Origin of the sequence: Solwaraspora sp. WMMD406, assembly GCF_029626025.1 — a bacterium.
Taxonomy (GTDB): Bacteria; Actinomycetota; Actinomycetes; order Mycobacteriales; family Micromonosporaceae; genus Micromonospora_E.
Genome location: NZ_JARUBF010000001.1, coordinates 3927560 through 3949412, shown reverse-complemented (window position 1 = coordinate 3949412; position 21853 = coordinate 3927560). Strand labels below are relative to the sequence as shown.

The 21853-nt window shown below is 68.5% G+C and carries 19 protein-coding genes; 4 read left to right on the top strand and 15 right to left on the bottom strand.

Going from position 1 to position 21853, the window contains the following annotated elements:
* Positions 1–5 precede the first annotated feature (5 nt).
* The 12 genes from O7632_RS17355 to O7632_RS17300 all read right to left on the bottom strand — a co-directional run bounded on the left by O7632_RS17355 (position 6) and on the right by O7632_RS17300 (position 11881).
* Positions 6–1943, bottom strand: coding sequence for an SDR family oxidoreductase (locus O7632_RS17355; protein WP_278115627.1), 1938 nt, complete (start codon positions 1941–1943; stop codon positions 6–8).
* Positions 1940–3418: an FAD-dependent monooxygenase gene (locus tag O7632_RS17350; RefSeq protein ID WP_278115625.1), complete on the bottom strand. Its 1479-nt coding sequence runs from the start codon at positions 3416–3418 to the stop codon at positions 1940–1942. Before O7632_RS17350 ends, O7632_RS17355 begins: the two co-directional genes overlap by 4 nt.
* A 274-nt stretch (positions 3419–3692) precedes the next feature.
* Positions 3693–4628: an aromatase/cyclase gene (locus O7632_RS17345; protein ID WP_278115623.1), complete on the bottom strand. Its 936-nt coding sequence runs from the start codon at positions 4626–4628 to the stop codon at positions 3693–3695.
* Positions 4629–4649: 21 nt separating this feature from the next.
* A complete protein-coding gene (fabG, locus tag O7632_RS17340; protein WP_278115621.1) occupies positions 4650–5432 on the bottom strand; it encodes a 3-oxoacyl-ACP reductase FabG in 783 nt (260 codons plus the stop codon).
* Between the two features lie 32 nt (positions 5433–5464).
* The gene (locus O7632_RS17335) at positions 5465–6352 is read right to left on the bottom strand and encodes an alpha/beta hydrolase (protein ID WP_278115619.1); all 888 of its coding nucleotides are present in this window, start codon (positions 6350–6352) and stop codon (positions 5465–5467) included.
* Entirely contained in the window at positions 6349–6606 is a 258-nt protein-coding gene (locus tag O7632_RS17330) for a phosphopantetheine-binding protein (RefSeq protein ID WP_278115618.1), read from the bottom strand. Before O7632_RS17330 ends, O7632_RS17335 begins: the two co-directional genes overlap by 4 nt.
* Positions 6607–6622: 16 nt before the next feature.
* A complete protein-coding gene (locus O7632_RS17325; RefSeq protein ID WP_278115615.1) occupies positions 6623–7831 on the bottom strand; it encodes a ketosynthase chain-length factor in 1209 nt (402 codons plus the stop codon).
* Positions 7828–9099 (bottom strand): beta-ketoacyl-[acyl-carrier-protein] synthase family protein, encoded by a 1272-nt coding sequence (locus O7632_RS17320; protein WP_278120128.1) that lies wholly within the window; start codon positions 9097–9099, stop codon positions 7828–7830. Before O7632_RS17320 ends, O7632_RS17325 begins: the two co-directional genes overlap by 4 nt.
* Positions 9096–9425 carry a TcmI family type II polyketide cyclase gene (locus tag O7632_RS17315; protein ID WP_278115613.1) on the bottom strand — a complete coding sequence of 110 codons (330 nt, stop codon included), beginning with the start codon at positions 9423–9425 and terminating at the stop codon, positions 9096–9098. Before O7632_RS17315 ends, O7632_RS17320 begins: the two co-directional genes overlap by 4 nt.
* A 77-nt stretch (positions 9426–9502) precedes the next feature.
* Positions 9503–10306: a hypothetical protein gene (locus tag O7632_RS17310; protein ID WP_278115611.1), complete on the bottom strand. Its 804-nt coding sequence runs from the start codon at positions 10304–10306 to the stop codon at positions 9503–9505.
* A gap of 240 nt (positions 10307–10546) precedes the next feature.
* Positions 10547–10717: a hypothetical protein gene (locus tag O7632_RS17305; RefSeq protein WP_278115609.1), complete on the bottom strand. Its 171-nt coding sequence runs from the start codon at positions 10715–10717 to the stop codon at positions 10547–10549.
* Between the two features lie 171 nt (positions 10718–10888).
* Positions 10889–11881, bottom strand: coding sequence for an aldo/keto reductase (locus tag O7632_RS17300; protein WP_278115608.1), 993 nt, complete (start codon positions 11879–11881; stop codon positions 10889–10891).
* A gap of 382 nt (positions 11882–12263) precedes the next feature.
* Between O7632_RS17300 and O7632_RS17295 the strand changes: the two genes are divergently transcribed.
* Together O7632_RS17295 and O7632_RS17290 are read left to right on the top strand one after the other, a co-directional pair.
* On the top strand, positions 12264–13016 hold the full coding sequence (locus O7632_RS17295; RefSeq protein ID WP_278115606.1) for a response regulator transcription factor: 753 nt from the start codon (positions 12264–12266) through the stop codon (positions 13014–13016).
* Between the two features lie 187 nt (positions 13017–13203).
* Positions 13204–13989: a fused MFS/spermidine synthase gene (locus O7632_RS17290; RefSeq protein WP_278115603.1), complete on the top strand. Its 786-nt coding sequence runs from the start codon at positions 13204–13206 to the stop codon at positions 13987–13989.
* A 39-nt stretch (positions 13990–14028) separates the two neighbouring features.
* Here O7632_RS17290 and O7632_RS17285 read toward each other — a convergent pair whose 3' ends face one another.
* Both O7632_RS17285 and O7632_RS17280 read right to left on the bottom strand, forming a co-directional pair.
* Positions 14029–14208: a hypothetical protein gene (locus O7632_RS17285; protein WP_278115601.1), complete on the bottom strand. Its 180-nt coding sequence runs from the start codon at positions 14206–14208 to the stop codon at positions 14029–14031.
* A 268-nt stretch (positions 14209–14476) separates the two neighbouring features.
* The gene (locus O7632_RS17280) at positions 14477–14857 is read right to left on the bottom strand and encodes a thioredoxin domain-containing protein (protein ID WP_278115599.1); all 381 of its coding nucleotides are present in this window, start codon (positions 14855–14857) and stop codon (positions 14477–14479) included.
* 465 nt (positions 14858–15322) lie between these two features.
* Between O7632_RS17280 and O7632_RS17275 the strand changes: the two genes are divergently transcribed.
* A complete protein-coding gene (locus O7632_RS17275) occupies positions 15323–19492 on the top strand; it encodes a bifunctional nitrate reductase/sulfite reductase flavoprotein subunit alpha (RefSeq protein ID WP_278115598.1) in 4170 nt (1389 codons plus the stop codon).
* A 101-nt stretch (positions 19493–19593) separates the two neighbouring features.
* On the top strand, positions 19594–20538 hold the full coding sequence (locus O7632_RS17270) for an acyltransferase domain-containing protein (RefSeq protein WP_278115596.1): 945 nt from the start codon (positions 19594–19596) through the stop codon (positions 20536–20538).
* Positions 20539–20618: 80 nt separating this feature from the next.
* Here the strand turns inward: O7632_RS17270 and O7632_RS17265 are convergent, their stop codons facing one another.
* Positions 20619–21767: a LacI family DNA-binding transcriptional regulator gene (locus O7632_RS17265; protein ID WP_278115594.1), complete on the bottom strand. Its 1149-nt coding sequence runs from the start codon at positions 21765–21767 to the stop codon at positions 20619–20621.
* Between the last annotated feature and the right edge of the window lie 86 nt (positions 21768–21853).

Below are 21853 nucleotides of genomic sequence, written 5' to 3'. Positions count from 1 at the left end.
CGCGCTCAGCTGAGCAGGGTGCCGCCGGTGGCGTCGATGAAGGCTCCGGTGATCCAGCGGGCCTCGTCGGTGGTCAGGAACGTGATGACGTCGGCGACGTCGCCAACCGTGCCGACTCGCTTGAACGCGGACAGCTGGGACATCGCCTCGACCGCCTGCGGGTTGTCGAAGACCGGGCCGCCGTTGTCGGTGATCCCTGGTGCCACGGTGTTGACGGTGATGTCGCGTGGGGCGAGCAACCGGGCGAGGTGGAACGTGAGCTGCTCGATGGCACCCTTCGTCATGGCGTAGGCGAGCTGGTCCGGCACGGCGGTGCGGGTGACGCCCGAGGAGATGTTGATGATGCGCCCGCCCTCGGGCATGAGTCCGATCGCCTTCTGCACGATGAAGTACGGGGCTCGGGCGTTCACGGCGAAGTACCGGTCGAACTCCTGCGGGGTCAACTCGTCCGGAGTCTGACCGGTACTGGTCACCGCAGCGTTGTTGACCAGGATGTCCAGCCGGCTCTCGCCGACACGCTCCTTGAGACCTCGCTCCAGCGTCAGGAACAGTTCGTGTACGTCGCCGGGCGTGCCCAGTTCGGCGCGGACGGGAAACGCGCTGCCCCCCTCCTGCTCGATGAGCGACACCGTCTCGGTGGCGGCTGCGTCGTTGACCGCGTAGTGCACCGCGACCAGGGCGCCCTCACGCGCCAGTCGGATCGCGGTCGCCCGGCCGATGCCCCGGCTGGAGCCGGTGACCAGGGCCGTCTTGTCGATGAGTCTCTCCACTGAGGGCCTCCGCGAGATGGGTGTGTCGATGGTGGGCGGTGGTACGTCCAAGCCGCTGACAGATGCCGCGAGATGACGCTGGACGACGCCGAGTTCCAGCAGCTCGCCGACAACGTCACGCAGCGCGGTGACCTCGTCTGCGCCGAACAAGAGCGCCGATTGGGCTCGGATGTTGGCGAGTGTGCGAGACCCGGCTGTGTGCCGCTCGGTGTGGTACGCGTCGAGCAGCGCAGGCCGGGCCACGCCGGTGGCGACGCGGGCGAGTCGGCGGCCAAGGTGGGCGGCGTCCTGCAGGCCGAGGTTGAGCGCTTGACCGCCGACGGGCATCTGCACGTGGGCCGCATCGCCGGCGAGCAGAACCCTGCCCTGCCGGTACCGGGTGACCTGCCGGGAGGCGTTGTCGAACTCGTTGAGCCACAGCGCTCGGCCGTGGCTGATGTCCTCGTCCGTCACCACTGCCCAGACCTCGAAGATCCGGGCGGCGTCGAGGTCGGCGTCGATGAGCGGGCCGAACTCGTGGACCATGAGCCGGGTCACCCCGTTTGGCCGACGATAGGCGGTGGCGACCCCGTTGGGGTAGCGGCGCAGGCGCCGGTTCTCGATGTCGATGCCGGCGATGTCGGCGCGCAGCATCCGTTTGTCGGCGGGTTGACCAGCCAGGGTGAATCCGGCGGCTTGCCGCACGAGGCTGTGCTCGCCGTCGCAACCGACCGCGTAGGCCGCCGTCACTCGATAGCATCGCCCAGCCGGGTCACTCGCCGCGATCTCGACCCCGTCGGTCGACGGCAGCAGACCGGTGACCGTGTGGCCCCGCCGGATCTCGACGCCGAGCTCCCGGGCGTGCTTCTCGAACGTGGCCTCCAGGTGGCTCTGCAGGCACTCCCACTGGCCGGCGTACGGGTGGGCTGGGTCGGCCGCCGCGAGATCCAGGCGCAATCCGCCGAAATGCCCGGGGCCTACCGGCGGCAGGTCACCAAGGCGAGCCAGCAGGCCGCGATCGGCAAGGATCTCCATGGTCCGTGCGTGCAGAATGGATGCCCGGGACTCGCCGGTCGGCTCGGCCAACCGCTCGAGGACAAGGGCGCGCGCCCCGGCAGCGCGCAATTCGATCGCGAGAAACAGGCCGACCGGGCCCGCGCCCACTATCACGACGTCCGGGGCGGGCTCCGTCATCGCCGACCTTGCGCGGGCGGGCCGAACCAGCGGGTCAGGGCGGTGGTCACGTTCTGGTGGCTGCCCGGTGCGGCCCACGCCACGTATCCGTCCGGGCGCAGCAGCACGGCGCTGGTGCCGACCAGCGAGCCGGGCGTGGGTGCCTGGCCTACAGCCGTGACGATGTCTATCCGGTCGCGCCAGGCCTGCGCCCGACGACGCAGGACGGCGTTGTCGCCGAGGTCGATCAGCACCCCGCGCCCCGACCGCAGCAACTCGGTGCTGCTGGTAGCACGGTTGCCGACTGTTATCGGCAGGTGCGGCATCCGCTGGCCGAGGACCGCGTTGGCGCCGATGCCCACGTCGTAGCGGATGTCCAAGCCACTGACCTTGGCGGCGAGATGCCGTGCGACGTCCGGGAACTGAACAAGCTCGGCGAGCAGGTCACGCAGCGGTTGAGCTTCGGCACCGCCGAGCACAAGCAGGCTCTGCGCCCGGGTGTTGGTCAGCAGCCGCCGGCCCACCTCGTAGCGCTCGGTGTGGTAGGTGTCCAGCAATGACGTCGGCGCGTGGCCGTTGACCACCGCCGCGAGCTTCCACCCCAGGTTGTACGAGTCCTGCAGACTCGTGTTCATGCCCTGGCCGCCGGCCGGCAGATGCACGTGGGCGGAGTCGCCGGCCAGCAGTACCCGTCCCCGACGGTACTGGGTGACCTGCCGAGTGGCATCGCCAAACGCGCTGACCCAGACCGGTTCCGCGTGCGAGATGTCGATGTCGGTCAACCGCTTCCAGAGGTCGGCGACCTCCGTGAAAGCCGGCGGACCGGTACGCCGCCGGGGCGGGATGCCGCGCTCGCCGACGATCACTCGATGGACTCCCCCGGCCAGCTTCGCGACCATGACGAAGCCACCACCGACCTGTTGTCCGGTCATGCGCGGTGGAAGGTCCACCCCACGGATGTCGGCCAGCAACATCTCAGTGGTGGTCTCCGTGCCAGGAAAGTCGAAGCCAGCCGCCTTGCGGACCCGGCTGCGGCCACCGTCGCAGCCGACCAGGTACCGGGTAGTCAGCTCGTACTGCCCATCGGGGCCACGGACGGTGACTGTCACGCGGTCGTCGGCGTCGGCGAGGCCGAGAAACTCGTGACCGCGACGAATTCGGGCACCCAACTCCGTCGCCCAGCCCTCCAGCGCCACCTCGGTGACCGACTGCGGCACGGTGCGGGCCGCTTCGTGGGCCGCACCGAGTACTCCCATGTCGAGCGGGATGCCACCGAAGTGACCCATGTTGCTTGTCTCGTAGGCACCGATACGGCGCAGCAGCCCGCGCTGGTCCAAAACCTCCATCGTGCCGACGGTGAACCCGATCCCACGCGACTCCCCGGTGCGTCGTTCGAGCCGCTCGAGTACGACGACATCGACTCCCGCGAGCCGCAGCTCGCCGGCCAGCATCAGACCAGCCGGGCCGGCACCCACAACAACCACTGAAGCGTCCATTTGATGTCTCCCAAGTTCGTCCCTACATCGAGACCGTCCTGCCTCAATCACTGTCCGCTTTCGGCGGTGCCCTGCCCGGAGACCACGTCGTGTGAAGGTGCCCCCACGCGTCGGCTCGAAGCCGCTCCCCGGATCCGGCGTTCAGCGACGTCGAGAACAGGTCCGAACCGGACGGGGCCGACCGCGTCAGCCCTTCCGGCCGGGCCACGGCATCGCGTCGGGGCCGTGACGGCCATGGGACCTGACGCTCGTACCGGCCGACCTGGTCGAGGTGTCAGCGTCTGCCCTCGGCGTACGCCTTGGCGAGGTGAAGCGTGGCCTGGCTGTTGGTGCTCAGGGCGGTGCGCACGTACTCGCGCGCGTCCGCCACCGTGGCACCCTCACCGAGAATTCGAGCGATGTTGTCGGTGTTGAGCACCACGGTGTGTTGCGACGACGCCGTCACGCCGCTGTCCGTCTCGGTGAACGTCCAGTAGCCGGTGTGCAGATTCATCAGTGCTGGCAGGGTCACCTGCTTGTAGGCGATCAGCCGGTGCGGATACGTCACCCGGTACGACTTCGTGGTGTGCGTCGAGCCGTCCTTGGCTCGAGTGTCCATCTCCAGCTCCTGCAGGCCGGGCGTCTCCTCGACGAGGCTGACCCGAGCGACGTGCGGCAGCCGCTCCTTCCACAGGTGTGCGTCGTTGATAAAGGCATAGACGTCTTTGGCCGCTCCGTCGACAAGGACGGTGTCCTCGAACGAGAAGGTGACCTCGGCGGCTACGTGCGCGCGCTCGATGTTCGACTTGAGGGCGGACAGTTCCGACCGCGAGTTCCGATCCACGGCATCATCGATCCATTTCAGACCTGCGGGGTCGTCATCGATCGCACGGTAGTCGTGCCGCAATCGGACTCGCGACGTGGTAGCGGAGATCGGTTCGATAAGCCAGGAACCGCCCATCGCCGCAACCGGTGGTGCGGACACCTCCTGACGGAAGTCGATCTGGAGGTTCCCCGGGTCGAGCAGGCGTCGCGACGTCCAACTCTTGGGCTGTCCGTTCGCCGTTGCCCAAATCCGGATGCGCTCCTCCTTCTCGCCGCGCTCCAGATGGTCGACGTAGATGGTGGGCGGGAAGATCCGCGGCCAGTTCTCTACCTCGGCGATGAGCCGGTACACAGTCTCGGCTGGCGCGTCGACGGAGATGTCGTGCTCGACCTCGCGAATGGTCATGTCGTCAGCTCCTTGAAGGTGTCAGAAGTTACCAAGGCCGCCGCAGACGTTGAGCGCCTGGGAGGTGATGGACGCGGCGGTGTCCGAGGCCAGGTAGCCGACGAGACCGGCGACCTCCTGCGGGGTGGAGTACCGGCCCAGCGGGATCTTGGCCTGGAACTTCTCGAGGATGGCCTCCTCAGTCGTCTGCCAGGCGTCCGCGTATCCCTGCCGCACGCGCTGGGCCATCGGCGTCTCGACGTAGCCGGGACACACCGCGTTCACCGTGATGCCAGTCGGCGCCAATTCGTTGCCGAGTGCCTTGGTGAACCCGACCACACCGTGCTTGGAAGCCGAGTAGGGCGCGCCGAGCACCACACCCTGCTTCCCCGCCGTAGAGGCGATGTTGATGATGCGTCCCCGGTTCTTCTTCCGCATCCCGCCCGCGTTCAGGACCTCGCGGGTCATCCGGAAGACGCTGTTGAGGTTCGTTTCGATGACGTCTTGCCACAACTCGTCGGTGATGTCCGCGGTGACCCCACCACCACTTCGACCCGCGTTGTTGACCAGGACGTCCACCGTGCCGAAGCAGTCGACGGCCGCCTGCACGAACGTCCGTACGTCATCGCCGGAGCGCACGTCCACGGTGGTGCCGGCGGCATCCAAGCCCTTGTCCTGCAGTGCTTTCACGGTTGCCGCCACGTTGTCGGCCTTCCGTGCGCCGACGTACACCTTGTGGTTCAGTGCACCCAGCAGCTCGGCGACGGCGAGCCCGATGCCGCTGGTGGCGCCGGTGACCAGCGCCGTCCTCTTCTCCTGTGCCATGCCGTGTCATCTCCCCTGGTATGCCGATGTGATCAGAGCCTGCACCGGGCTGCCGCGAGGCACTCCTCGAGGAATCCGATCGCGCGAAGGTGGTAGGCGCGTGCCGCCCAGCCCAAGCTGATGTTGTGACCGCTGTCGGGCTGCCGGTCGACCACGACGCGGGGTGTCCCGGTGAACCGGGACACGAGATCGGCGACGGCCGGTTCGTCGTGCCGCCACCACCCTTCGTACTGCGCGAACGTAAACCGCACCGGCACCCGCACTCGGGCCGCGACCGTGGCGAAGACCTCGGGCCACTGCGACACCTCCGCCAGTTCCCGCTCAGGTATCGGTGCCACCGTCAGTTCACTGAGTCGGAACGTGTTCGGCGGATAGCAACGCAACGATCCCCAGTGCCGTCTCCAGTGCCCCGGACCGGCCAGCGGATGGTCAGGCAGGTACTCGTGGCCGCAGCCTGAGATGTCGAGCCCGATGAGGCCATCGCCAGACTCCTGGGCCGCCGCGGTCAGCGCTACCTTGCCTCCGTAGGAGTGCGCCAGTAGGAAGAAGCCCGCACCGACCGCGTGCCGGTCGGCGTACCAGGCCAGCACGCCGCGCAGCAGAGCGGCCTGCTCAGCGACGCTCTGCCCGTGTGGCAACACCGCGGAGGACGCACCGTATCCGGGCCGGTCAAGCGCCAGAACGGTGAAACCGAGGCTGCGGCCGAGCTCGGCCAAGGACTGGTCCGGGTGAGCCCGGCCGTGAAAGTACCCGGCGGTCATACCCGCTCCGTGCAGTGCCACGACGACCCCGCGGGGGGACGTCCACTCCGGCTCGCCTAGCAGACCCGACAGTGGTACGCCCGCCACATCCAGCCGGATGGGCCGCACTCCGCCGGACACGGCCGTCGGCGGCACGGTGGTCGTCACACCGTCGTTCATGTCGAGGCGAGCCGGTCGTTGACGACCTTGATCAGCGAACGCGGGGTGTTCGCGATGTCGAGCGCGTCGTCGAGTGAGACGCCGTACTCGCGCTCGATGCGGCTGCACGTTTCGAGTCGGGCGAGCGAGTCGTAGTTGAGCGCGTCGAAGTCGACGTCGAGGATGTCGCCGTCGAGATCGACAGCCTCGTCGGCACCGGCAGCCGAGCGTAGGACGCGCCTAAGATCGTCGAGGGTAAATTCGTTGACGGACATGGTGCCTCTTTCCGGCTCATTGTTCGGATCGGACGACCATCGCGGAGTTGAAGCCGCCGTAGCCACAGGCCAACACCAGCGCCGTGCGCAGCCGCGCGGTTCGCGGTTGATCGACGACGAGGTCCAAGTCGTACCCGTCGGATGGCTCGATGTGGATGGTTGGTGGAATCAGTCCTTCATCCATCGCCAGCAGGACAGTCGCCAGATCGAGCGGGGCGGCGCCCGAGTACAGGCAGCCGGTCATCGTCTTCGGTACGGTCACCGGCACTCCGCCCGGGCCGAAGATGCGGGTCACCGCGTCGGCCTCGATCCGGTCCAACTCCGGCACCGCCGCGCCGTCTGCGAAGACGACGTCCACGTCAGCCGGGGAGACCCTGGCCTCGGCCATCGCCAGCTCGATCGCCCTGTCCAGGACGGGTGGACGCCCGGTGCCGGGGCGGGCGTCAAAGGTAGCTCCGTAACCTGCTATCTCTCCGTAGACTCGGGCGCCCCTGGACCGGGCCGACTCGGCGCGCTCCAGGATGAGGATCGCCCCGCCCTCCCCCGGCACGTGACCCGCCGCACGGCGGTCGAAGGGCAGATAGGCGGTCGCGGGGTCGTCGCGCGTGCTCATCCGGCCGCCGGCCATCTGCGCCACCCATCCCCATGGACACAAGGAGGCGTCGACGCCACCCGTGACCACCAGGTGAGTGCCTTTCCGGATCTGACGGCGGGCCTGCGCCACCGCGTCCAGCCCGCCGGCGCGGTCGCTGACGACGACCCCGCTCGGTCCGCGCATCCCGTGCCGGATCGAGATCTGCCCACTGTTGACCGCGTAGAACCACGCGAACGACTGGTACGCGCTGACGTACTCGCTACCTTTGCTCCACAACCGCTGCAGCTCGTACTGGCCGAACTCGAAACCGCCGGAAGCGCTGGCCGTGACCACGCCCATCTCGAATGCGGGCAGATCCACCGGACGCACCCCGGCGTCGGCCAGAGCCCAGTCGGCGGCGACCAGGGCGAGCTGCGTCATCCGATCGGTCTGCGGCAGCAGTCGATTCGGCAGGTGCGCCGCAGGATCGAAGCCGTGGATCTCACCGGCTAGCCGTGACGGGTACGAGGCAGCGTCGAAGCGCGACAGTCGGCCGATGCCGCTCTTGCCGACCCGCGCCGCGGACCAGTAGTTCTGCGCACCGAGTCCATTGGGCGCGACGACGCCCAACCCCGTCACCACAACACTCACAGCGTGCTCCTCTCGGGACGAGCCAGCACCATGGCGCTTTGGAACCCGCCGAACCCGCTGCCGACCGTCAGGACGGCGTCCGTACGGTGCTCACGTGCGGTGATCGGCACATAGTCGAGATCGCACTCCGGGTCGGCGGTGTGCAGGTTCGCGGTCGGCGGCACGACATGGTGGGTCATCGCCAGCACCGACGCGGCGATCTCGATCGAACCGATCGCGCCGAGCGAGTGCCCGACCATCGACTTGATGGAGCTGACTGGCGTTACGTACGCGTGCTCGCCCAGGCTCCTCTTGAAGGCTGCGGTCTCGTGCCGGTCGTTCTGCTTGGTGCCCGAGCCGTGCGCGTTGATGTAATCGATGGCGGTCGGATCCAGCCGGGCCTCGTCCAGCGCGACGCGGATGGCCTCCGCCATCTCCGTTCCGTCGGGACGCAGCCCTGTCATGTGATACGCGTTGGACCGCGTCGCGTACCCGGCGATCTCGGCATAGATCTGAGCACCCCGGCGGCGGGCGCTTCCCAACTCCTCGAGCACGAAGAACGCGGAACCCTCGCCCAGGACGAACCCGTTGCGGGTACCGTCGAACGGGCGCGACGCCCGCTCCGGCTCGTCGTACCTCGGCGTCGTCGCCTTGATCGCGTCGAAGCACGCCATGGTGATCGGCGAGATCGGCGCGTCGGTCGCCCCGGCGATCATCACGTCGGCCGAGCCTTCACGCAGAATCTCGGCGGCATAACCGATCGCGTCGATGCCGGATGTGCAGCCAGTCGAGACGACGGTGTTCGGACCCTCGGCACCCGCGGCCCAAGCGACCTCAGCCGCGAACGAGCTGGGTACCAGGTAGTTGTAGAGGTGACGGACGGCGTAGCGGTAGTCGACGAGGTCGAGTCGCCCGCCGTCACTGACCACTCGGTACTCTTGATCCAGACCTGTCGTCGCACCAACCGCCGTGCCGACGGTGACTCCGATGCGGTGGGGGTCGCACGCGGACAGATCAAGACCGCTGTCGGCCAGCGCGCCTCTGGCCGTCACGACGGCGAACTGCGCGGCACGATCCATTCGCCGGACCTCATGCGGAGTGAGGCCGTGCACCTCCGGATCGAAGTCGATTTCCGCAGCGACCCTCGACCGGAACGGCGTCGGGTCGAAAAAGGTGATCTTCCGCGTTGCCGTGGAGCCCTCGCTGATCAGCGACCAAAACGCATTGGCGCCGAGCCCACCGGGAGCTAGCACCTCAAGACCTGTAATGACGACCCGGCGCTCGTTCACCGGTCCGCCTTCCAGGAATAGAAGCGGGTGGCCATAGCGTCGGCAGGCGAGCGCCACGTCGCCGGATCATACGCCTGGATGAAGGGCTTGAGATCCTCGCTGATCTGCACGAACCGCGCGTCCGTACGCGCTCCCTGGATCAATTCGCTGCCATTGTCTTCGTCGAAGTCTTGCAGGTGGAAGTACAGGCCACGATAGTAGAAGAGCTGACGACGCCGAGTACCCATACGGTGCGGCATGTCAGTCGAATCGAATCCCCGAAAGAGGTTTGCCACATCATCTTTTGCGGACGATTCCATCCGGGCCACAATCAACGTACTGTGCATGGCATCTCCTCCAATAGTCCGTCCCGTACCGTGCCGAGAAGCAGACACGGAGGCCAACTTTGTTCACGGCAGATTTGTCAGACGGAGCGCGCGGTACGGCGGGCGAACGTCTGATGTACCTCGTTTTCCGCATAGTACGCACGGCCCGAGCGGGTCACCTTGTGCCATCCTTGTTCGCTCGCAAGCCGGTAGACGGTGCCAATCGGCGTACTCCACAGACGAGCGATGTCAGCCGCAGTGAGCCATCTCGAACCGGTGGCCGACGCGGTACCGCGCATCTGCCGACGCAGGCCGGTCCACTCCCGCTCTTCCCAGATGTGATCGGCGTCCGCCTCGCACCGCACCTGCGTGCGCTCGCCGGCCCGACCACCGCGCACCGTCGCGGTGAGCAATCCGTCACACCCGTCCGACACGCAACGGCCGACAACGATGCGTTTGACGGACTCCGGTGACGCGACCCGCCGCCCGAGTCGCGCGGCGTCAGCCACCTCGGCCCGCAGTTCGAGCGCGGCGGGGTGGGCGGCCAGCCAGTCGAAGTGGATCAGCAAGAATGCAGCCAGAGGCGCGACCCGGCGGGCCGGTGGCGTGATACCGCGCTCTCCGGCGACGAGACCACTCCAGCGCGCCAGCGTCCCGAGGATCGTCGTTCGAGCCTCCGCCGCGAAGCCGTTGATGGTGAAGCCGGGCAGCTGGCCACCACTGACTTTTTCCCGCAGACCGCCGGGTGATGCCCGGCCGAGCACCGTGCCGCACTCTTCGTACAGCCGTGGCAGTGCGCGGATGTCGCCCGCTATCCCCTCACGACAGGTGCGACACAACTCCGCCGTGGGCATCCACTCGACACATCGATCGATATTGCCGTTGATGTGCTTCAGCTTCATAGAGTCCCCCACTCAAAGCGAATAACGTCCAGCTCACCACTTCCGCGCAGGCCGCAGCGCCCTGAACAACAACGATGGCAGCAGAACCGGAAGGCACCGGAATGAGATGGCGACAGAGCGCCGGATCTTGTCATCTATCTTCTTCGGATCCAGAAGCCACGTCAACCTCCTCGATCTTAGATATCTGTCAATATCAGTTCGGAGGTTTGACAGAGATCTCTACGGCATCGCACACGAATGTCAGAGACAGGTTAAATCCTGCGGTCCGGCGTTCTCCTGTATGTCTGACTTGATCCTCGTTTGGTCGATGTCGTAGACGGCGAAGGTGTCGGCGCGGTCGAGGAGGTCACGGCGGACGTGGGCGATGTTGGCCTGTCCGGCGAGGCGGAAGGTGTTCAAGGCCTCGTCCACGCGTCGGCCCATGCTTCTGGCACCACCAGGAACCGATGCCCGAGGCACGTGCGTCATCGTCACACCCGGCGGCGGGTCGACACCGGCGACGGGAACCACGCCGCGGGCCGCGCGGCCCGGTTGGGCTCCACGCGGTGCGTGGAGCCCAACCGGGCCGCGCATCGGATCACGTCACCATGCGTAGGCCTCCGGAGCCGGCCGTCCGCCGTTCGTCCCAGGCGGCGGGAACAGCTCGTCAAGCCGGGCCAGAGTCGCCGGGTCGAGGCTGACGTTCAGCGCGCGGAGCGCACCTTCCAACTGCGCTACCGTGCGTGGCCCGATGATCGGTCCGGTCACGCCCTCCTGCGCGAGCAGCCACGCGAGACCGACGTGAGCAGGGTGTTCGCCGAGGTCGGCGCACAGATTCTCGTACGCTTCGATGGTCTCGCCGTTCTTCGCGAGGACGTCGACCGACCGGCCGGAGTTGCCACGGGACGCGCCGCCCTCGCGCTGCTTGCGCAAGACTCCGCCGAGCACGCCGCCATGCAGCGGCGACCAAGGGATCACGCCGAGGCCGTAGTGCCGGGCGGCCGGCAGCACCTCCAGCTCGATCCAGCGAGTCATGAGGTTGTAGATGGACTGCTCGCTGATCAGGCCGAGGAAGTGACGCGACCGGGCAGCCTCCTGAGCCTGCGCGAGGTGCCAGCCGGCGAAGTTGGACGAGCCGAAGTAGATCACCTTCCCCTGCTGACGTAGGACCTGGAACGCCTCCCAGATCTCGTCCCAGGGCGTGTCTCGATCGACGTGGTGCATCTGGTAGAGGTCGATATAGTCGGTCCCCAGCCGCCGCAACGACGCGTCACACGCACGGCGGATGTGCAGCGCGGAGAGTCGACTGTCGTTGGGCCAGTCGCCAGTCGGCAGGTAGGCCTTCGTAGCCAGGATGGTCCTCTCGCGCCGGCCGTCGCCGCCAGCGAACCAGCGGCCGATGATCTGTTCGGTCACGCCCTCGCCGAGACGAGCGCCGTAGACGTTGGCGGTGTCGAAAAAGTTTATGCCGAGGTCGAGAGCTCGATCCATGATCAGATGACTGTCCTTCTCGGACGTTTCCGGCCCAAAGTTCATTGTGCCAAGTACGAGCCGGGACACAGAGAGGCCACTTCGGCCAAGACGGGTGTACTCCATGACGACCAACCCTACGGGACCCACTGTGTCGATCTTCCGACATCCTCCATCCGGCCTATTGGATTCTTCCTCGTCAATATCACCCCAAGCGGCAGCGGATCGACCAACTAGGACACCAGGCCGGGCGCAACGTAACTGAGACGTGACAGTAAGCGGTTATCATCATCGGCGCGCAGGCCGCAGACCGGCCGACTCGGCATACCGAACACACGGGGGTGTTCAAGTAGATCATGGGCTTCACACGGCTACGTCTCCCCACGCTCACGCGCCGCGAAGCTGCCACTTCGCCTCGATTCGAGGACCAGCAGCGGCTCTTCGTCCCGACCGGACAGCCACCGGCACAGGCATCGGCAAGGGTGCGCTCCCCTGAGCAGACCGACCGATGGTGTGCACCGTTCCAGTCGAAAGGGATCCTCAAGCCATGACCGAATCACCCGAGACGGCCTCACTCACCGCATCTCCGCGACCCAACGGCTGGCGTGTGCTAGTGGTCGAGCATCACACCCAGGACGCCGAGACTCTCGTCACCGCCCTTCGCCGCCACGCCCACGATGTCCACCATGTCGCTACCGCCACCGACGCCCTGCACACCTACACCGAGGCCGACCTCATCCTCATCGACCTCGACCTGCCTGACCTCGACGGCCTCGAAGTCTGTCGTACCATCCGCACACACCACGACACCCCACTCATCGCCGTCACTCACCGTGGCACCGAACTCGACCGCGTCCTAGGTCTCCACGCTGGAGCCGACGACTACCTCGTCAAACCGTACGGGATGCCGGAACTGATGGCCCGCATCCACGCCGTCATGCGGCGTACGCATCCCAACACCAAACCCGCCACCATCACCCACGGGTCCCTCCACATCGACCCCAGCGCCAACCAGGTCCAGATCAACGGCAAATGCGTCGAACTTACCCGCAAGGAGTTTCAACTCCTACACCTCCTCGCTTCCCAACCTGGCAAGCTCATCCCACGCACCCAGATCATGAACCAGGTTTGGGGCGATGTGTGGTCCCGACGAACGCTCGATACCCACATCAGCAGCCTTCGCGCCAAACTCGGTCACAAGCACTGGATCACCACCGTACGTGGTGTCGGATTTCGCTTCGACCGCGCCGAATCGTCTTGAGGCGAGAACCGAAATGTCATGGTCTGGTCGAAAGGCGCGTGTCCCGCGACGGCACACCGCAGCTACCGGCTCACGAACCACCTCAGCGCGTCACCGACTCGGTGACCGGTCTTGGTCGACGCGTCAATCGGACTCGCCGCACTGGCCGAGCACCGCCAACCGGTGTCGGTTGGCTACCCTGCTGGCCATGCGGACGCCCGCCGACCGGATCGAGCTGGTCGTCGACCCGGCCCGGCCCACCGGCCGTACGCTGCTCGCCGGCGGGGTCGAGCAGTCGTACGTCGATGTCGCCGATCCCACCTATCTGCATTTCGAATACGTCCGCCGGATGGCCGTGGTCATCGATGTCGCGGCACCGGCCGGCGCTCCGCTGGATGTGCTGCATCTGGGTGGCGGCGCGCTGACGCTGCCGCGCTACGTCGCCGCGACCCGGCCGGGCTCGGCGCAGGTCGTGGTGGAACGGGACCCGGCCGTGGTCGACCTGGCGGCCCGCGACCTGCCACCCCGACCAGCCGGAGTCGAGGTTCACGTCGCCGACGCACGGGAGGCGGTCGCCGCCGCACCCGCCGACGCGTACGACCTGGTGCTCGCCGACATCTACCAGGCCGCTCGGATGCCGACGCACGTGGCCACCGTCGACTTCGCCGCCGAGGTGGGCCGGGTACTCCGACCGGACGGCGTCCACCTGGTCAACGTCACCGACCTGCCGCCGCTGGTCGCCACCCGGGTGCAGGTGGCGACCCTGCGGGCGGTCTACGCCGACGTGTGCGTCGTCGCCGACCGACGGATGCTCCGTGGCCGGCGGTACGGCAACGTGGTGCTCGTCGCGGCACGACAGCCGGATCGGCTGCCCGTCGCACGCCTGGCGGTACGGGCGCTGCGCGATCCCGTACCCGGTGGTGTGCTGCACGGCCCGGCACTCGACGGGTTCGTCGCCGGCGCCCGACCCCGCACCGCCGACCCGCGACGGTGAGACCGGGCACCGGCGGAGACCGGGCACCGGCGGGCGCGGCTACGACAGCAGCGTGCTGCCGTACGTCGACACCACGGCCAGGATCAGGACGAGGATCCAGATGGTCACCGCCAACACGTCGAGATCGGCATCGATGAACCGGATCGCGAAGCGTTGCCAGCGCGGCGGCAGATAGAGGTTGCCGTCGCGGATGTTGACGTGTGTCAGGGTGACGAACACGAAGGTGGTGGGAGACGGTCACCAACAGGCACCACGGGCAGAGCGCGCCGATGACGAACATGGACTGCTGGAACAGCCAGTAGGCGAAGATCACGCCCAGGGTGTAGACGGCCTGCGCCGTGAACATGAACCATCGCGGGAACCGGACCCCCGGCCAGCGCGGCGACCGAAATGGTGATCACCACCGGTTCCGCGACCAGCCCGAGGAATGCGTTCGGAAAGCCGAACAGCTGCGCCTGCCACGAACCGCCCACCGTGCCACAGCTGATCACCGCTCGGTGCCCTCGTCGGGCTGCTGCTCGAACAGCGCCTGGTGGAACGCGAGGAACTGGTCCGGTGCGCGGTCCGCCACGGTCGCCACCGCGTTCGCCGCCCGGGTGGAGTATTCACTGCCGGCGGATACTCCATTCAGGAACGACAGTGGATACAGCTCCAGGCGTACGGTGCCCGCCCGGACCAGCCGGGCGATCTCGTCGCCGTTGGCCCGCTCGAAGCGGCCGCAGAACGGGCACATGTAGTCCAGGAACACCTCGAGTTCGACCTCGGCCGCCGGGTCACCGGCGGACAGCGAGCCCGCCGTGGTGGCGAGCGCCGGCCGCTGCGACGCGTCCGCCGGGACGCTGCCTGAGTCGCGGCTCGCCGCGTTCACCAGGGGTCACCGCGATCGCCACGACCAGCGCGGCGATCACCACACCGCCGCCCGCGTACGCCCACCGGTGCCCGCGCCCGCGCCTGCGCTGAGCGGCGATCGCGGTCCGCGCGTCGCGCAGCGCGCGAGCCCTGTCCCGGCTCTGCTTGCCCACTGTCCGCTCGTGTGGTCGCCACGGGGACGGCGGTGGGGCGGTCCGGCGCCGACACCGCCGTACTGGTCGATGTCAGCTACTCTCCGCCAGGACGCCAGCGGCCACCGCCGGCGAAGGTCACGAGTACGCCTGGCCTTTGGTCCCCGCCTCACATCCCGGCGTCGCCGCGATGTGGGAGTGCGGTAACGCGGTACGTCCAGGGTCTGTGATCCCGCGGTAACCACGTGGTTCTAGCGTCGGGGACGCGCCGCCACCGTGACCGTCGGCGTAGGCCGAATTTGTCGGGGGTGCGGGTGACCGGCGAGGGCGACGTGACGCAGGTCCGGACCGTCTGCTCGTACTGTGGTGTCGGTTGCGGCATCGTCCTGGACATCGGCCGTGGCCCGGACGGCAACCGCAAGGTCGTCCGGGCCAGCGGTGACCGGGCCCATCCCGCGAACGCGGGCCGGTTGTGCACCAAGGGTGCGACCAGCGCGGATCTGCTCGCCGCCGCAGGCCGGCTGGCGACCGCCAAGGTCCGCGAGGAGCGCGGCGCGACACCGGTGGATCGGGACGTGGACACCGCGATCACCGAGACCGCCCGGCGGCTACGGGCGGTCGTCGACACCCACGGCCCGGACGCGGTCGCCCTCTACGTCTCCGGGCAGATGACCCTCGAGGCGCAGTACCTCAGCAACAAGCTCGCCAAGGGGTTCATCGGGACCAACCAGATCGAGTCGAACTCGCGGCTGTGCATGGCCAGCGCCGGCACCGGCTACAAGCTGTCGCTCGGCGCGGACGGCCCGCCCGGCTCGTACGACGACTTCGATCACGCCGACGTGTTCCTCGTCATCGGCGCGAACATGGCCGACTGCCATCCGATCCTGTTCCTGCGCCTGCTCGACCGGGTCAAGGCCGGCGCGACGTTGATTGTCGTCGATCCGCGCCGTACCGCCACCGCTGACAAGGCCGACCTGTACCTGCCGGTCCGCCCCGGCACCGACCTGGCTCTGCTCAACGGTCTGCTGCACCTGATCGCCTCCGCCGGACGCCTCGACGAGGAGTTCATCGCCGAGCACACCGACGGTTGGGAGGCGATGCCGGAGTTCCTGGCCGACTATCCGCCGGACAGGGTCGCCGAGATCACCGGTGTCCCCGAGGCCGACCTGCGGCGGGCCGCCGAACTGATCGGGTCGGCCGAGAACTGGATGAGTTGCTGGACGATGGGCCTCAACCAGTCCACCCACGGCACCTGGAACACCAACGCACTGATCAACCTGCACCTGGCCACCGGCGCGATCTGCCGACCCGGCTCGGGCCCGTTCTCGCTCACCGGGCAGCCCAACGCCATGGGCGGCCGGGAGATGGGCTACATGGGTCCCGGCCTGCCCGGCCAACGCTCGGTGCTCGTCGCGCCGGACCGCGCGTTCGTCGAGAACGCCTGGGGCATACCCGCCGGAACACTGCGAACCGAGGTCGGCACGGGCACCGTGGACCTGTTCTCCCAGATGGCGGAGGGCCGGATCAAGGCCTGCTGGATCATCTGCACCAACCCGGTGGCCTCGGTGGGCAACCGGAAGATCGTCATCCAAGCGCTCGAGACGGCCGAGTTCGTCGTCACCCAGGACGCGTTCGCCGACACCGAGACCAACGCGTACGCCGACATCGTGCTGCCGGCGGCGATGTGGTCGGAGACCGACGGCATCATGATCAACTCGGAGCGGAACCTCACCCAGGTCCGCCCCGTCGTCGACCCGCCGGGACAGGCGCTGCCGGACTGGGAGTTGATCGCCAGAGTCGCCTGTGAGATGGGGTACGCCGACGCGTTCACCTACACCAGTGCCGCCGAGATCTTCGCCGAGATCCAGCAGTTCGCCAACCCGCAGACCGGGTACGACCTACGCGGCGTCAGCTACGAACGGCTCGCCGACGGCCCCGTGCAGTGGCCGGCCCCGGCCGGTTGCCACCGCCGCAATCCGATCCGCTACCTCAACGACGGCGTCAACCAGCCCGTACGGATCCGCCCAGACGGCACCCGACCACGGTTGAATTTCGCTACGGCAAACGGCCGGGCGGTGTTCTTCGCCCGCCCGCATCTGCCCGCCGCCGAACTGCCCGACGACGACTTCCCGTTCGTGCTCAACGCCGGCCGTCTGCAGCATCAGTGGCACACGATGACCAAGACCGGCAAGCTGGCGAAGCTGAACAAGCTCAACCCCCGCCCGTTCGTCGAAATCAGCCCGGTCGACGCACGGGCGCTGGCGATCGTCGACGGCGACCACGTCGAGGTCGCCTCCCGCCGGGGCCGCGCCGTGCTGCCCGCAGTGGTCACCGACCGGGTGATGGCGGGCGGCTGCTTCGCCCCGTTCCACTGGAACGACCTGTTCGGCGAATATCTCAGCATCAACGCCGTCACCAACGACGCCGTCGACCCGATCTCCTTCCAACCGGAGCTGAAGGTCTGCGCCGTCACGCTGAGCCGGGTCGCCGCGCCCGCCGTACCCGCGCCGGTGCCCGTCCCGACCAGGGCGCTCCCGCCGGCCGAGACGACACCGGCCGAGACGACACCGGCGGCGGCGGTACGTGGCATCCTCGGACTCGACCTCACCCCACCACCACTGTCCGACGGGCAGCGCCACTACCTGGCCGGCTTCCTGACGGCGCTCGCCACACCACCCGCAGGTACGGCACCGGTGCTCCCGCCGACGGCACCGTTCGACGCCGACACCCGACACTGGCTCAACGGTCTGCTGGCCGCGACGTACGCCCAGACCACGCCACTGGCCGGCAGGGATTCAGCCGCGTCGATCATCGACCAGCCGACCACCCGGGACGCCCGTGAGGTCCACGTGCTGTGGGCATCGCAGACCGGCACCGCCGAGGAGTTCGCCCGAACCGTCGCCGCCCGACTCACCGACGCCGGCCTGCGACCCGTCCTGCGCGCCATGGACACCACCGCCACCGACGCGCTCGGAGCCGCGGCGGATCTGCTCCTGGTCACCAGCACCTTCGGCGACGGGGACGCCCCCGACAACGGCGACGCCTTCTGGCGGTCGCTCACCGGCGACAGCCCGCCCCGGCTGGACGGGCGTCGCTACGCGGTACTCGCCTTCGGTGATTCCAGCTACGCCGACTTCTGCGGTCACGGCCGCCGACTCGACGCCCGCCTCGCCGAGCTCGGCGGCATCCGCCTCAACGACCGCGCCGACTGCGAACCCGACTACGAATCCACCGCCAACGCCTGGCTCGACCAAGTCCTCGCCGCGCTGACCACCCCGCCCCGGCCCACCACCACACCGGCGACCGTACCCCGTTCCGGTTCGGCCGTACCCCGTTCCGGTTCGGCGACCGGCCAGCGGCCGACGCGGGCCGGCACACCGATCGCCGCGACGAAGACGCACCCGCTCACCGCCGTCCTCACCGGAAACCACCGGCTGAGTCGGCCCGGCTCTGCCAAGGACGTTCGCCGGTTCACCTTCGACACCGGCGGCGAGCTGGCATACCAGGTCGGCGACGCACTCGGCGTCTGGCCCACCAACGGCCCCGGCCTGGTCGACGAATGGCTCGCCATCACAGGCTTGCGACCCGACGACCCGATCGAGATACCCGACCTCGGACCCACCCCGCTCGCCGAAGCACTGCGTCAGCATCTCGACATCACCCGGATCACCGGCGGCCTGCTGCGATTCGTCGCCGAACACACCGGCGACCCCCAGCTGAAAACGCTGCTGCGCCCCGACAACACCGGTGAGCTCGCCAAGTGGACGTGGGGACGACAAGCCATCGACGTCGTCGCCGAGTGGCCCGTCCGCGCCACCGCCACCGAGTGGGCTACCGTCCTCAGCCGCCTCCAGCCTCGCCGGTATTCGATTTCCTCCACCCCACTGACCAGCCCTGCGGCGGTCAGCCTCACCGTCTCCGTCGTCCGCTTCGACAACCACCACGGGCGCCCACGCAAAGGCGTCTGCTCCGCCTTCCTCGCCGACGCCGCACCCGACACCCCCGTCCGAGTCTTCGTCGCGCGGACACCACACTTCCGGCCCCCTGCGGATCCCGCCACCGCGATGATCATGGCCGGGCCGGGCACCGGAATCGCCCCGTTTCTCGGCTTCCTGCAGGAACGGCAGGCTGTTGGTGCCACCGGCGACAACTGGTTGTTCTTCGGTGAACAACGCCAGGCCACCGACTTCTACTACGCGGACGAACTCGCCGCGTTGCGTGCCGACGGTGTACTCACCCGCCTCGACCTGGCGTTCCCCCGCGACCAGCGCACCAAGGTCTACGTGCAGGACCGGATGCGGGAACACGGTGCCCAGTTGTGGAGATGGTTGCGGGACGGGGCACACCTGTACGTGTGTGGCGACGCCCGCCGGATGGCCCGCGACGTCGACGACGTCCTGCGCGACATCGCCACGGCCCACGGGCGGCTCGAGCCAGACGCCGCCCAGGCCTGGCTCAAGCAGCTAGCGGCCGAGAAACGCTACGTCCGCGACGTGTACTGAGTCGCGCGTCTCGGCGGGCCGGCAGTTGGCAGCCTGCCCGCCGAGACGCGTGGCTCCGTTGTTCGTGAGATGTCGTCACGGCATCCGGTAGCGTCGTTCGGGTGGATCTGGACGCGACCGCCGCCCGGCTCGGGGTGCCCGTCGCGGACGTCGAGCGGGTACACCAGCTCGCCGGTGACCGGCCCTCGGCTCCGCTACCGGCCCGGGCCGACGCACCGGCGATCCTGCACCGGCTCGCCGTGCCGGCGGACGACGCCGCCGAGATCATGGCCGGTTGGCCCGACCCCGACTCGCCGCTGTGGACCCCGGAGCTGCGCTGGCTGCTGGACCGTACGATCGCACTGGTCCGGGCCGATCTCGGTGGCCACGGCTGGCTGACGCCCGGCCCGGAGCTGCCGCGCGAGCGGGGTCCCGCCTGGCGACACCTCTACACGTACGCGTACCTGGCGCTGGTCGACGTCGTCCGGCCGTACCACCGCGCCCACGGCATCGCCGACACCGTGTCGTGGACGACCCTCGCGGACCTCGGCCGCAACCTCGCCGTCGACCGACGGATGCACGGCGAGGGCTGGCCGGTGATGCAGGCCTGGCTGACGCTACACGTACGCGGCGGCCTCTACGAGCTGGGCCGGCTGCAGCACCACCGCGGTGGCACCGCCATCGACCTGCACATCCCCGACACGGGGCCGCTAACCCCGGAAGCCGTCACCGCGTCACTCGACACGGCACGCGCGTTCTTTCCCCGCCACTTCCCCGACGAACCGTACACGGCGTTCGCCTGTGGGTCCTGGCTGCTCGACCCGCAACTGCGGGAGTACCTGCCCGAGGACTCCAACATCGTGCGGTTCCAGCGCCGGTTCGAGTTGGAGCCGTACGAGGAGCCGGACGGGTTGGACGCCGACGTCGAGGTGCTGCGGTTCGTGTTCCGGACCCTGACCACGCCCCTCGATGAGCTGCCTCGGCGCACCGTGCTGCAACGCGCGGTCGTCGACCACCTGACCGCCGGCCGCCACTGGCAGTGGCGCCGCGGCCGCTTCCCGATCTAGCCTGCTGTCCACGTTCGACCAGTTACCCCGGCGGCCCGCGCCGACAGAGCGGATCACGCCATCGCCGCGCGGGCCGGCGCTCAGGTCGTCGTGATCGGGGTGGCGGCGGCCGGAGCGGTCGCCGCGGCGGACACCGGCGTGCCGGTCGGTTCGGGTGCGGCCGGAGCGGGTACGGCGGGGGAAACCGGTACGGCGGGCGGAGCGGACAGGTTCTCGCCGATCGGTCGGTGCAGCGGACGGCACGAGGCGCGGACGACCAGTTCGGTCGGCAGCCGGATGTGGGTGTCCCGGTCGACTCCGGCGATCAGGTCGACGAGCAGGCGCAACGCCTCGGCGCCCATCTGCTGCAGGGGCTGCATGATCGTGGTCAACGGCGGGTTGACCAGTGCCGACTCCGGGATGTTGTCGAATCCGATCACGGAAAGGTCGTCGGGCACCGTCAGACCCATCTCCCGGGCGACGGTCAGCGTGGAGATCGCCGAGAGGTCGTTACCGGCGAAGATGGCGGTCGGCGGCTCGGGCAGGGTGAGTAGTTCGGCGGCGGTGCCGGCGGCGCTCTCGATCCGGAATCCACCGACGCGCACGAGGGTCTCGTTCACCGGTACGCCGGCGTCGGCCATCGCCTGGCGGAAGCCCGCCTCCCGTAGCCGGGACGATTCCAGGTCGGTCCGGCCGCTGATGTGCGCGATCCGGCGGTGGCCGAGGGAGAGCAGGTAGTTGGTCGCGAGGATGGCACCGGCGTAGTTGTCGGAGTCGACGGTCGGCAGGCCGGAGGGTCCGGTGTGCGGGTCGACCGCCACCACGTGGAAGCCCTGCTTCGTCTCGACCACCGTCGGTGTCACGATCACGGCCCCGTCGATGAGGGTGCCGGAGAGCCGGGCCAGCGATCGGCGTTCCCAGCCGATGGCCGCGCCGTCACCGTCTCCGCCGGAGTACGCGAGCAACTGGTAGCCGGTACCGGCTACCTCCTTGGAGGCGCCTTTGAGCAGCTCGGTGGAGAAGGGCTCGAACTCGGCCACGAGGATGCCCAGGACGTTCGTCCGGTGGCTGCGCAGGCTCTGCGCACCCAGACTCGCCTCGTACCCGAGCTGGCGGATGACGTCGCGCACCCGGTCGACGGTCGCCTGAGCCACCCCGTACCGACCGTTGACGACCTTCGATACAGTCGCCACCGAGACGCCGGCCGCGCGGGCCACGTCCGACATCTTGACACGCTGCGGGAACGCCACGTCGACGATGATAGAGGGCGCCGTGGCGACCCGGCAGGGCCGAGCCGAAAACGTTATCGATACCGATTGACACCGCGTTACATGGC

What these genes read in the sequence shown, in the direction of transcription:
- O7632_RS17335 (WP_278115619.1), bottom strand. Translation starts at nt 6,352, where the DNA reads ATGAACGACGGTGTGACGACCACCGTGCCGCCGACGGCCGTGTCCGGC.
- O7632_RS17310 (WP_278115611.1), bottom strand. Translation starts at nt 10,306, where the DNA reads ATGAAGCTGAAGCACATCAACGGCAATATCGATCGATGTGTCGAGTGG.
- O7632_RS17330 (WP_278115618.1), bottom strand. Translation starts at nt 6,606, where the DNA reads ATGTCCGTCAACGAATTTACCCTCGACGATCTTAGGCGCGTCCTACGC.
- O7632_RS17315 (WP_278115613.1), bottom strand. Translation starts at nt 9,425, where the DNA reads ATGCACAGTACGTTGATTGTGGCCCGGATGGAATCGTCCGCAAAAGAT.
- O7632_RS17355 (WP_278115627.1), bottom strand. Translation starts at nt 1,943, where the DNA reads ATGACGGAGCCCGCCCCGGACGTCGTGATAGTGGGCGCGGGCCCGGTC.
- fabG (WP_278115621.1), bottom strand. Translation starts at nt 5,432, where the DNA reads ATGGCACAGGAGAAGAGGACGGCGCTGGTCACCGGCGCCACCAGCGGC.
- O7632_RS17295 (WP_278115606.1), top strand. Translation starts at nt 12,264, where the DNA reads ATGGTGTGCACCGTTCCAGTCGAAAGGGATCCTCAAGCCATGACCGAA.
- O7632_RS17345 (WP_278115623.1), bottom strand. Translation starts at nt 4,628, where the DNA reads ATGACCATTCGCGAGGTCGAGCACGACATCTCCGTCGACGCGCCAGCC.
- O7632_RS17350 (WP_278115625.1), bottom strand. Translation starts at nt 3,418, where the DNA reads ATGGACGCTTCAGTGGTTGTTGTGGGTGCCGGCCCGGCTGGTCTGATG.
- O7632_RS17290 (WP_278115603.1), top strand. Translation starts at nt 13,204, where the DNA reads ATGCGGACGCCCGCCGACCGGATCGAGCTGGTCGTCGACCCGGCCCGG.
- O7632_RS17300 (WP_278115608.1), bottom strand. Translation starts at nt 11,881, where the DNA reads ATGGAGTACACCCGTCTTGGCCGAAGTGGCCTCTCTGTGTCCCGGCTC.